Origin of the sequence: Pseudomonas sp. AP19, from assembly GCF_001728855.1 — a bacterium.
GTDB classification, from domain to species: domain Bacteria; phylum Pseudomonadota; class Gammaproteobacteria; order Pseudomonadales; family Pseudomonadaceae; genus Aquipseudomonas; species Aquipseudomonas fluorescens.
Genome location: NZ_LXJP01000098.1, coordinates 1 through 10,846, shown reverse-complemented (window position 1 = coordinate 10,846; position 10,846 = coordinate 1). Strand labels below are relative to the sequence as shown.

Below are 10,846 nucleotides of genomic sequence, written 5' to 3'. Positions count from 1 at the left end.
AGTGTCAGTCAACGGAAATATTGACTGATCCACCGCTTTCGCGAGCAAGCCCGCTCCCACAGTTGATCTGTGTTGCCCATCAGGGTTGTGCACGGCGCAGGCGTGCATCGAATCGGGCATGCGCAGCTCTATGACATCACCGCCACTCACCCTATCAGTGTGTCGTTGACCAAGGCGGGGCAATGGTCGGGCGACTATTGCGCAGAAGAACCGGCACGCTTGCGTGGGTAAAACGCAGGGCAAAATGTGGGAGCGGGCTTGCTCGCGAATGCGCAGTGTCAGTCAACGGAGATATCGACTGACCCACCGCTTTCGCGAGCAAGCCCGCTCCCACAGTGGATCTGTGTTGCCATCAGGGTTGTGCACGGCGCAGGCGCGCATCGTTAAGCGACTTGTTTGGCCTGCTCGCGCGCTGCGACCAGCTGGCGGGTCAGTGGGATCAGTTGCTTGCCATAGTCGATCGCATCATTGAGCGGGTCGAATCCACGGATCAGGAAGGTGGTGATGCCCAGGTCGTAGTAATCCAGCAACGCTTCAGCGACTTGTTCGGCGGTGCCTACCAGCGAAGTGGAGTTGCCCTGCGCGCCGAGCAACCCGGCAATTCCGGTCCACAAACGCTTATCCAGTCGCGACCCTTGCGCTGCTGCTGCCAGCAAGCGCCGCGAGCCTTCATTCGGCGGTTCACGGCGCACAAAGCCATTCTTTTCGGCCAGCGCGGTCGCTTGTTGCAGGATCGTCTCGGCCCGCGCCCATGCCAGCGCCTCGGTTTCGGCGAGGATCGGTCGCAACGACAAGCTGAAGCGAATCGCACGCCCGTGCCTGGCCGCTTCCGCACGCACCTGAGTCACGGTTTCGCGCACCTGCTCATAGGTTTCACCCCACAGCGCATACACGTCGGCATGCTTGCCTGCGACCTCAATGGCGGCCTTGGACGAACCCCCGAAATACACTGGAATGTGCGGCTGCTGCGGCGATTTCACCGTCGAGTGCGCGCCCTCCACCTGATAGTAGGTGCCGTCGAAATTGAACGGCTGTTCGCTGGTCCATTCCTGACGTACCACACTGAGGTATTCGTCGGTGCGCGCGTAGCGTTCGTCCTTGCCGATATGGCTGCCATCGGCGCGCAGTTCACGGTCGTCGCCACCGGTAATGATGTGCACAGCGGTGCGGCCACCGTTGAACACGTCCAGGGTGGCGAATTGGCGGGCAGCCAGCGTCGGTTGGGTAAAACCTGGGCGATGGGCGATCAGGAACTGCAGGTTTTTGGTCACGCTGGCGGCCTGTGCGGCGATCAGCGTGCTGTCCGGGCTGTTGGAGTGGAAGGCCACCAGGGCGCGGTCGAAACCTGCGGCTTCGTGGGCGCGGGCCACGCTTTCGACGTAGTCGGGTTGCAGGGTAGGGCCGCTGCGCGGGTGGATCTCGGAGGCGTGGTGGCCGCCGATATAGCCGATGAATTCAATGCTCATGGTCTGTCCTTGCTGATGACGGGGTTAACACCTCCTCCGGGCGTGGGGTCGGTTACTCGGGTCAAAAGTAAGGGCAGCGGGTGGGTCTGTAAAATGCCTGTTGGTTCTAACCTAATTATTAAATTGCCGAATCATGTTGTGTTTAAGTTATCAGTAATGTGCATTAAAGGCCGCACTAAAAGCGCAACCGGACCTTGGCGCACACTGTGCTGTTGCTCGACCCGTCCCAGCTCGACGGCAGCCCGCAGCCGCGCGGCATATCGGGTTTTTCTACCTCACCGGCCACGGGGTCGACCCGGCGCTGTTGAGCCAGGTGCAGCAGCAGGCCCGCGCATGGTTTGCCTTGCCCGTCGCCGATAAGCACGCGGTTGGCATGATCAACTCCGCGCACTTTCGCGGTTACAACCGCGCCGCTTCGCAGATCACCCGGGGCCAGCCGGGCCTGCGTGAACAGTTCGAGGTCGGCGCCGAGCTTTTCGTCCATGGCCGGCGTGATCGGTGGCGGCGGCCTGGGCGACTTGGCGAGACGGTATGGCTACCAGCGTTTCACTAACCAGATCATGGTGGTGACGGTCATCGTGTTGGTGGCGCTGGTGCAGGGCGTGCAAAGCCTCGGGGATCGCTGTGTGAGGTGGTTGGCGTATCGGCGTTGAGCGGGTAGTGAGTGATCGGCTTCTGCGCATCCATGGCGCGACCGCTCAAGGCTTACGCCCGGCCTTCAGCAGCAGCGCTTCGAATACCCGTTGCGCGCGTGGCTCGTCACTGTGGGCCACATTGAAGCGCATCGAATCAAGGTGCGCCGGGTCATAGCCGAATAGCGCGCCCGGCGCCAAGACCATGCTGCGTTTCAACGCCTCCTGGGCCAGCTGCTCGCCGTTCACCCCCGGTGGCAGGCGCGCCCAGATAAACATGCCGCCTTCAAAGGCCATCGGCAATTCGCAGCCGCAGCGCTTGAGCCACTGTTCGACACGCCCACCCGATTCCATCAAGCGCTGCACCATACGCTTGCGGTGTTTGGCATAGCTGCCTTCGCTGAGCATGCGATAGACAATCTGTTCGAACAGCTCCGAGGTCACGCCGCCACTCATCAACTTCATGTTGGTCAGGTTGGCGGCCAACTGCGGCGCGGCCACCACATAACTGACGCGTGTGTTGGCGCTGAGGATCTTGGAGAACCCCGACAGGTAGGTGACCTGCTCCAGGCCGGCAAGGGTCGCCAGTCGGGGCGGCGGGTTGGGGTGCAAGTCGCCGTAGAGGTCATCTTCGACAATATGGCAGTGGTAGTGCTGGGTCAGTTGCAGCAGGCGAAACGCCTGACTGGGGCTGAAAGAATGGCCGGTAGGGTTATGCAGCACGCTGGTGGTGAGATACAGGCTGGGGCGGTGTTCGGCCAGCAGTTGTTCGAGGGCGGTGAAGTCAAAGCCGTCGGGACGGCGCTGGATAGTCACCACTTTGACGCCATGCAGGGCCAGGTTGGCGTGGAAGTTGAAGTAACACGGCGCGTCCAGCAGCACCGTGTCGCCGGGGCGTGCGAGCAGGCGCATCAGCATGTCCAGGCCCTGCACCGTGTTGGGGGTGGTGATGATTTGCTCCACCGGCACCGACAGGCCGTCGGCGTGCAGTTTCTGTTGCAGGGCCTGGCGCAGCGGCAACAGCCCGGCCGGCGTGCCCAGCCCGGCAATGCGCAACGACGGCGCGCGCACCACGCTGCGCATGGTTTGGCGGATGGCTTCGCCGTTCAACCATTCCTCCGGCAAGTGGCCGCCACCGGGCCGCAACTCGCCGCTGACGGTGACCAGCGGGCGCCGTAACACGCTGAGCAGGTCCTGGGGCAGCAGGTCGACCCAGGTCGCCGAAGTCGGGTGGGCGGTTTCCATCGCCACAAAGTAGCCGCGACCCTGGCTTGAGGTCAGCAGGTTGCGCCCACGCAGACGGTCCAGTGCCTCATTGAGGGTGAACTTGCTCACGCCCAGGGTCTGGGTCAACTCACGCACCGACGGCAACTTACTGCCGGGCGCCCATTCACCGCTTTCGATCGCCTGGCTGAACGCCGCGACGATCTGCTGGACCTTGGGCGTGCCTTCCACAAAGGCGATAGCGGATACAAACATAAACCTTCCTTGTCTTTGCCGGTACTTTTACCGGTGAAGTTAGGCCGGATTAGGCATCACTTTACCTGCCTTGTGCAATGCCGCTCCCCTAGACTGCGCGCCATCTCGCCAGGAGTTGGCGACATTCCCTACAGGCGAGCAATGGATTTCGCATCCTTATGAAGACTTATATGTGCGCACCCTGCGGCTTTATGTACGTAGAAGAATTGGGCATTCCGGAGGACGGAATCCCGGCAGGCACCCCTTGGGAAGAGGTGCCTGAAGACTGGAAATGCCCGGATTGCGGCGTGACCAAGGCCGACTTCATGGCCATCGAAATTTAACCCTCCATCAACGAAAGGAATCGCTCCATGGAAAGCAAACTGATCAACCCCACCGTGCCGTTCTGTACCGGTGTGGCTCACCAGAAATACCTCAGCGCGGAAAAGGGCCTGCAAACCGCTGTCGAAGGCGACTGCACCCACTGGTACATCGACGGCAGCCTGTTCGGTGAAATGGTTGACGACTGGACCGAGGCACGCATCGTCAGCCTGCAGGCGCAGATCGAGGCGAGCGGCGTTCGGCCGATATTCCACGGCAACTTCAAGGCCCCACTGGGCAGTGACGTCGAGGCGTTCCGTGTGGCGGCCGTGGAGTACGTGAAAAAAGAGATCGATATCGCCAGCCGTCTGGGCGCGCCGTTGATCATTCACGGTGGCTGCATCGTCGAGCCGAAAATGGTGCTGATGGCCAAGAAGGTTGCCCTGGAGCACTACCTCAAGTCGGTACAGGAACTGGCAAGTTACGCCGCGGCCAAGGGCACGGATATCTACCTGGAGAACCTGTCCAACTACGTCAACTACCGGCCGTTCCACTACATCTTTACCCACGAAGCTGAATACGCCTTTGTATTCGAGCGCCTGCAAGCGCACAGCAACGTGTATTTCTTCCTGGATGCCGGCCACGCCAATATCGAAAACGGCCTGCCGGCGGAGGTGGTGCGCAAGTATCACCACCTCATCAAGGGCATTTCCTTCAGCAATAACAATGGCGTGCAAGACCAGCACTTCGGCATTCATGACGGCAGCTGTGACTACGCCGACGTGGTGCAGGCCATCGTCGAAACCAATTGGAAAGGCTTGGTGGCGTTCGAAACCCGCAACCAGACCGCCAAGGCTGCCCTGGCTGACCTGGCGCTGATGTACCGCGAATCCCTGACGACCGAAATCGCGGTCGCCTGATGGGCCCAGGGGCGGGCGCTTGCGAGGCCCGCTCCGTTGTTTTTTTCAAACCAAGGTCCCGGACCATGACAACTGCGTTAACACTGTCTTCGTTTCTGTATTTTCTGCTGTTTTGCGCCACCATGACCTTCAGCCCCGGCCCCATGACCCTGCTGCTCTTGAGCCTGGGTTTGAAAGACGGCCTGCGTAGCTCGATCCCGGCGCAGATCGGCGCCACGGTGTCCTACCTGATTTCGATCCTGATCTTTGCCGTGGGCTTTTCGGAGTTGATCAAGGGCAACCTCGCCATTACCCAGACCATCCAGTTTGTTGGCGTGGCCTACATTCTTTACCTGGCCTACAAGCAGTGGACCAGCAGTGGCGTCGCGATCAACAAGGCCGGTGCCGTGGAGGGCTCGCGCAGCCTGTTCGGCAAAGGCTTGCTGACCGGGTTTTCCAACCCTAAGACCATCATCATGTTCAGCGCGGTGTTCCCGCAGTTTGCCGGCTCAGGTGAGCACACCTCATCGGCAGATATCGCGATCCTGGGGTTAACCTTTCTGACGCTGCAATTTGCCAGCGGTTGCCTGTACTGCTATTTCGGCCAGCGCATCAAGCACGTATTGGAAAACCCCAAGCGCCGGGTGTTGTTGCAGCGGGTCACGGCGGTGTTGCTACTGGGTGTGGCGTTGATGCTGGCGCGCGGGTTTTCGCACTGAATGGCCTGATCTACAGCCTTATGAGCGGTAGTGGCGATTTGCTGTTGCCCTGATAGACTCCAGGCATTCTCTCAGGATTACACCCGACCATGTCAGCTGCCGGAGGAAATGGACTTCCGCTCGCTTCACGGTTATACAAATCCCGCTTACTGGGGCTGACGCTCGGCTTGGTGTGCGTGGTGTTTGGTATGTATCCCCTGCACCCACCGGCGTGGGTGTGGGTATGGATGGTGATCAACGCCTTTGTCTGGCCGCACCTTGCCTATCAATGGTCGCGCCGCGCGAGCAATTCGCTGCGCAGCGAACGCCGCAACCTGCTGTTCGACTCCTTTTGCGGCGGGTTCTGGGTCGGCGCCATGCACTTCAACCCGCTGCCCGGCGTCACCACGCTGTCGATGATGACCATGAACAACGTCGCCATCGGCGGGTTTCGCTTTATGTTGGCCGGTTGGGTCGCACAGGCGTTGGGTATTGGCGCGTCAATGTTGCTATTGGGTCCGGCGTTTATCGCCGTGACCACCGAGACCCAGCTGTATGCGTGCTTGCCGATCCTCACGCTGTATCCCATGGCGCTGGGGTGGATCTGCTATCGCCAGGCCGTGACCCTGGCCCGGCATAAACGCGAGTTGCTGGCGTTGAGCCGCACGGACAGCCTGTCCGGCCTGCTCAACCACGGCGCCTGGAAAGACCATCTGGAAATCGAGTTTCAGCGCTGCCGCCGCGAGCAGGTCGGCGCGGCTATTGCGCTGATCGACATCGACCATTTCAAGACCATCAACGATACCTACGGGCATGTCACTGGCGATATCGTGCTGCGCCAACTGAGTAAAGTCCTGCGCCAGAACCTGCGGGCTTCCGACATGGCTGGGCGTTATGGCGGGGATGAGTTTTGTGTGATTTTGCCGGATATGCCACTTGCTCGGGCCACGGAAGTGATGGACGCCTTGCGTGATCGCTTCAGTGCATTGGCCTATGTGCAGGACCCGACCCTGCGCGCCAGCCTGAGCATTGGGCTGGCCCCGTATCAAGCCGCCCACGCCGATTCCACCAGTTGGCTCAACGACGCTGACCAGGCCTTGTATGAAGCCAAGAGCAGCGGGCGTAACCGGGTCAGCGCTGTGCAGGGGAGTTGGTTGCGGTCGGTTTAGTGGGGTAGGGTGTTTGCAGCCCCTCCCAACAAAAAACAAGGATCGGTCCATGCTCTTCTCCTTCTCCCGTACCCTCCTGGCCGCGACCCTGGCCTTGTCCTGCGCAATGCCGGCCTACAGCGCCGAACCCCACAAACAGATCCAGGCGGATTCCGAACAGTACCAGGCCGATGCCTTGAAACTGTTGGAGCGCCTGGTGAATATTGATTCGGGCTCCGGCTACGAGCCAGGCCTGACCCAAGTGCGCGACATCGCCGTCGATGAACTGAAACAGCTCGGTTTCAGCATCGAACTGCTGCCGGATAAGGCCGCCAACAACAGCCATGTGATCGCCACCCTCAAGGGCACCGGTAAAGCCAGGATCCTGCTGATGGCCCATATGGACACCGTGTTCAAGGAAGGCTCGGCCGCCGAACGCCCGTTCCACATCAAAGACGGCCGCGCTTATGGCCCGGGCGTAATGGATGACAAGGGCGGCATCGTCGCCGGCATCTACGCGCTGAAAGTCCTCAAAAACCAGGGCTTCAAGGACTACGCAAACATCACCTTCCTTCTCGACGCCAGCGAAGAAACCGGCTCCGAGGCCGCCTCCGAGCTGATCCGCAACACCGCCAAAAGCCACGACGTCACCCTCAACCTCGAACCCGGCCGCCCCGCCGACGGCCTGGTGGTATGGCGCAAAGGCAGCGCCACCGCCGTGGTCGAAGTCAAAGGCAAAGCCGCTCATGCTGGTGTCGCCCCGGAACTGGGTCGCAACGCCGCCATGGAAGCCGCGCACCAGATCCTGCAACTGGGCAAACTCGGCGATGAAGAAAAGAAAACCACCATCAACTTCACGGTCATCAAGGCCGGTGACCGCACCAATGTCATCCCCGACCAAGCCACCGCCAAGGCCGATGTGCGTGCTGCGTTGCCGGAAGAATTTGATCGGATCGAGAAAGACCTCGCGCGCGTTTCAGCGAATAAGTTGATCCCTGAAACCGAAGTGAAGACCAGCCTGTTGCGCGGCCTGCCGCCGATGCCGCAGACGCCGGAGTCGGACAAATTGGTGGCGATTGCCCAGGGAATTTATGGGGAGTTAGGGCGCAAGCTGACCATTGAAGGCAGCGGCGGAGCGGCGGATGCAAGCCTGTCCGCCGGGGTTGGGACGCCGACGCTGGATGGGTTTGGGATTGTCGGTGGGAATATTCATACGCCGGAGGAATATGCCGAGGTGGAGAGTGTGGCGCCGCGGATTTATCTGTTGAGCCGGATGATTATGGAGCTTTCCAAGCGCTGATTTGATTGCAGGGCTCACTCATTCCGGTGAGCCCGATTCTCTGGCCAGCTGGCTTATTGTGACCGCTGCGCAACCCAACGCGAGCAAGCTCGCTCGCCACAGGGTTGGGGTTGTCAGTGAGGCAAGTGGTGTTCTTACCATGTGGATGGGTCTTCGAGACTGGCTCTTTGGAGGTCGTCTTTCCAAACCTCGTTGGCTAATCGGTAGATGTCGGCAAAAAAGCTTTGGGGGTCAACTATTTCTGTTTCGTCCCAGGCCATCGTTGAATATTTATCTGGGTCATCCTCAAAAAAACAATGAAAATCAAAGTTTTCTGTATTTAATGCGGCGTCCAGGTTTTCCATTAATTTGTATCGGTGGCGATAGGAAAGCTTGTTGTATGGATCCAGGCAGTATTTGAGAATTAGATTTTCTCTATCTTTTTTGTCGTTGGGGTCATAGGCGTGAAGCTCTGCTCCCTTGGTTTCTTCTCTGTCGTAAATGTCAAAAACTCCTACGAAATAATACAAGCTCGCATCAAAAGGTATGTGCTCGGAAAATGGGTGAAATAGCATTTTTATTCCTTGATCGGAAATAGAGTAAAAGGCGTGCCGTCTTCACGGAATTTCATTTCGGCACCATTCATCGAAGGATTGAACGTTGGATTGTTCGCATCCTTCTTGTTTGGCCTGTAGCCGCGCCCTGCGCCTGGCAGCTCTAAACGTACGATGTCGTTCTTATTGTCATCCACACCTGTGTAGCGGGGAAGTCCTCTTTCAACTCTTGAGGTTGCCTTCGTCCATGCCTGTAGTTGTAATTTCCAGCTGTTAAATTGCGAGCTAGGAACCCCCTTTTTTTTAAGCGGAAATTTACCTGTTATTGGGTCCTTCCCATCTATTGAGCGCCGACTCACTTTGGAGTCATCAACCTCTGGCCCGTGTTTACCAATCATGTGCGTGTCGTACTGTGCTTCGTACTCCAAAATTCGACGCTTCGCATTAGCCTCTGTTAAATCCTCTATGCGTTCACGTCGCTGTTCCCGCGAGGTTTGAGGTGCAGTTGGTTGTCGCTCATTTACTTGTGCCTTTCCGATTGGATTTTCGAGGCCGGTTACTGGCTTACATCCATCGCCGCCTGGGCAGGTGCTCAATCCCAGTGGGTCTACCCAACCCGTAGGGCTCGGCACGTACTGGTACGCGTTAATCCCACCCGCCAGCTTCACCGGGTCAGGCGTCAGATAGCGACCAATATCCGGATTGTAGTAGCGATGGCGGTTGTAGTGCAGCCCGCTTTCCGCATCGAAGTATTGGCCTTGGAAGCGCAGCGGATTGTCGATTTTGTTGACATCGAGGCGGGCAATCTCGCCGTAGGCGCGGTAGTGCGCCGACCAGACGATTTCACCGTCTGGGTCTGTAAGCTCCTGCGGTGTTCCGAGGTGGTCGAGTTGGTAGTGGAAGGGCTGGGTGTCTTTTGGACCAAAGCCTTCCAGCAGTGCCAAAGGCCTAAAACTGTCCGGTTCGTAGAGGTAACTGCGATGGCGATCCGCGTGATGCTCGGCAATCAGCTTGTCGCCTTGCCAGAAAAACTCGGTGGTGATGTCGTCTACGGTTTTGCTGATCCGTCGCCCAAACGGGTCATAGCGATAGTTGGCTGTTTGCCCATTGGGCTGGGTGATGCCTATCAACCGGTGCTGGCAGTCGTAGCGGTATTCGGTGACAAGTTGGTGACCCTTACCGCGCCTTTGGCGGATCAGGTTGCCAAAGGCGTCATAGTCGTAATGATGATCGCCCTGGATCATCAGGCGGTTGCCGGCAACGATGTCCGGGCCGGGTCGATCCTGCATCAGCAGGTTGCCCGCCGGGTCGTGGCCGAAGCGTTCTTGCCCGTCTTGTGAGTGATCGGCCCGAGTCAGACGGGCGAGGGGATCGTAGTGGTAGTCGTGTTGGCCTTTACGGGTGTCGAGCAGGCGGGTGAGGTTGCCGGTGTTGTCGTAGTCGTATTGGCGCTGGTAGAGAGTGTGTTGCTGTTGGCTGACGGCGTGGGCGTGCAGGCGGTTTTGTTCGTCGTAGTGGTAGTGGCTGAGGAGCTGGCCTTGTTGGCGCTGGTGTTCGCGACCGGCTTTGAACAGGTGAGAAGTGAGTGTTTCACCATTCAGTTCGACGCTGGCAAGGTGGCCGCCTTTGTCGTGGTTGAAGGTGAGGCGGTTGTTGTCCGGCAGACGGAGGTTTTGCAGCTGGCCGCAGGCGTCGTAGCCATAGCGCAAGGTGCCCCAGCCCTGGTGTTCGGCGGTGAGTCGGTTTTGTGGGTCGTATTCGTAGGCCAGCGCCCAGTGGCCGTCGTCAACGCTGAGGAGGTTGCCCTGGCGGTCGTAGGCATAATCAACAAGGTTGCCGTCGGGCAGGGTTTTTCGTACGAGGCGGCCGGCGTGGTCTCGCTCGTAGCGGGTGATTAGCTGACTGCCGTCATCGCCATATTCGGTCTTTTCCGCCAGATTACCGTTGAGGTCGTAAACGTAGGCGGTGCGCTGGCCATCAAAACCGATTTCCTGCTGGATCAGGCCATTGGGGTGGTAAGCGAGCTGGTAGGTTTCGCCGACTTCGTTTTCGATGGCGGTCAGCAGCAACCGTACGTTGTCGTAGCGGTAGTTGACCTGAGTGCCATCGGCATGGATGCGGCGGCTGATCAGGTGCAGGCCGTCGGCGTATTCGTAGCGAGTGACGTGGCCCCGTTCATCGCGTTCGGCGGTGATTTTTCCGTAGGGGTTGTAGCTGTATTCCCGCGTAGCTCCATCGTGCCGAGTCAGTTTCAGCAGACGCCCGGCGGCGTCCCACTGATACTGCGTCAGCGCACCCTGTTCATCCTCGTGCGCAACTTTCCGCCCAAGAGCGTCATAGCGATAGCGTTTGATAGCGCCATTCGGCAGTTGCTCCTCAAGCAACTGACCG

9 protein-coding genes and 2 pseudogenes are annotated in these 10,846 nt (G+C 59.1%); 7 read left to right on the top strand and 4 right to left on the bottom strand.

The features are described 5' to 3' along the window. Positions 1-383: 383 nt before the first annotated feature. Positions 384-1,466, bottom strand: a complete 1,083-nt coding sequence (locus A7D21_RS32935) for an LLM class flavin-dependent oxidoreductase (protein WP_069553739.1) — start codon at positions 1,464-1,466, stop codon at positions 384-386. 247 nt (positions 1,467-1,713) lie between these two features. On the opposite strand from A7D21_RS32935, the pseudogene A7D21_RS34980 reads away from it, so the two are divergent. Together A7D21_RS34980 and A7D21_RS34975 are read left to right on the top strand one after the other, a co-directional pair. Beyond that, positions 1,714-1,938 (top strand): annotated as a pseudogene (locus tag A7D21_RS34980) (2-oxoglutarate and iron-dependent oxygenase domain-containing protein); the annotation flags it as partial. 1 nt (position 1,939) lies between these two features. Beyond that, positions 1,940-2,119: pseudogene (locus A7D21_RS34975) on the top strand (metal ABC transporter permease); the annotation flags it as partial. Positions 2,120-2,164: 45 nt separating this feature from the next. Here the strand turns inward: A7D21_RS34975 and A7D21_RS32925 are convergent. After that, positions 2,165-3,577 carry a PLP-dependent aminotransferase family protein gene (locus tag A7D21_RS32925; protein WP_053255592.1) on the bottom strand — a complete coding sequence of 471 codons (1,413 nt, stop codon included), beginning with the start codon at positions 3,575-3,577 and terminating at the stop codon, positions 2,165-2,167. Positions 3,578-3,735: 158 nt separating this feature from the next. On the opposite strand from A7D21_RS32925, the gene A7D21_RS32920 reads away from it, so the two are divergent. The 5 genes from A7D21_RS32920 (at position 3,736) to A7D21_RS32900 (ending at position 7,922) form a co-directional block, all read left to right on the top strand. Continuing rightward, on the top strand, positions 3,736-3,900 hold the full coding sequence (locus A7D21_RS32920) for a rubredoxin (protein ID WP_053255593.1): 165 nt from the start codon (positions 3,736-3,738) through the stop codon (positions 3,898-3,900). A 27-nt stretch (positions 3,901-3,927) separates the two neighbouring features. After that, complete coding sequence (locus A7D21_RS32915; RefSeq protein WP_053255594.1) at positions 3,928-4,797, top strand: sugar phosphate isomerase/epimerase; 870 nt, start codon at positions 3,928-3,930, stop codon at positions 4,795-4,797. Between the two features lie 65 nt (positions 4,798-4,862). Further along, complete coding sequence (locus A7D21_RS32910; RefSeq protein ID WP_053255595.1) at positions 4,863-5,495, top strand: LysE family translocator; 633 nt, start codon at positions 4,863-4,865, stop codon at positions 5,493-5,495. A gap of 89 nt (positions 5,496-5,584) precedes the next feature. Further along, positions 5,585-6,643, top strand: a complete 1,059-nt coding sequence (locus tag A7D21_RS32905; protein WP_053255596.1) for a diguanylate cyclase — start codon at positions 5,585-5,587, stop codon at positions 6,641-6,643. Between the two features lie 49 nt (positions 6,644-6,692). Next, the gene (locus A7D21_RS32900) at positions 6,693-7,922 is read left to right on the top strand and encodes a M20/M25/M40 family metallo-hydrolase (RefSeq protein WP_069553737.1); all 1,230 of its coding nucleotides are present in this window, start codon (positions 6,693-6,695) and stop codon (positions 7,920-7,922) included. A 134-nt stretch (positions 7,923-8,056) separates the two neighbouring features. On the opposite strand, the gene A7D21_RS32895 is transcribed toward A7D21_RS32900, so the two are convergent. Then, positions 8,057-8,476 carry a hypothetical protein gene (locus A7D21_RS32895; RefSeq protein ID WP_064451890.1) on the bottom strand — a complete coding sequence of 140 codons (420 nt, stop codon included), beginning with the start codon at positions 8,474-8,476 and terminating at the stop codon, positions 8,057-8,059. Between the two features lie 2 nt (positions 8,477-8,478). Then, the coding region (locus tag A7D21_RS32890; protein ID WP_141718313.1) for an RHS repeat-associated core domain-containing protein at positions 8,479-10,846 on the bottom strand (2,368 nt) is incomplete at its 5' end.

Bases quoted from the DNA above. Each gene is read 5' to 3' on its own strand.
- A7D21_RS32935 (WP_069553739.1), bottom strand. From the start codon at position 1,466: ATGAGCATTGAATTCATCGGCTATATCGGCGGCCACCACGCCTCCGAG.
- A7D21_RS32925 (WP_053255592.1), bottom strand. From the start codon at position 3,577: ATGTTTGTATCCGCTATCGCCTTTGTGGAAGGCACGCCCAAGGTCCAG.
- A7D21_RS32920 (WP_053255593.1), top strand. From the start codon at position 3,736: ATGAAGACTTATATGTGCGCACCCTGCGGCTTTATGTACGTAGAAGAA.
- A7D21_RS32915 (WP_053255594.1), top strand. From the start codon at position 3,928: ATGGAAAGCAAACTGATCAACCCCACCGTGCCGTTCTGTACCGGTGTG.
- A7D21_RS32910 (WP_053255595.1), top strand. From the start codon at position 4,863: ATGACAACTGCGTTAACACTGTCTTCGTTTCTGTATTTTCTGCTGTTT.
- A7D21_RS32905 (WP_053255596.1), top strand. From the start codon at position 5,585: ATGTCAGCTGCCGGAGGAAATGGACTTCCGCTCGCTTCACGGTTATAC.
- A7D21_RS32900 (WP_069553737.1), top strand. From the start codon at position 6,693: ATGCTCTTCTCCTTCTCCCGTACCCTCCTGGCCGCGACCCTGGCCTTG.
- A7D21_RS32895 (WP_064451890.1), bottom strand. From the start codon at position 8,476: ATGCTATTTCACCCATTTTCCGAGCACATACCTTTTGATGCGAGCTTG.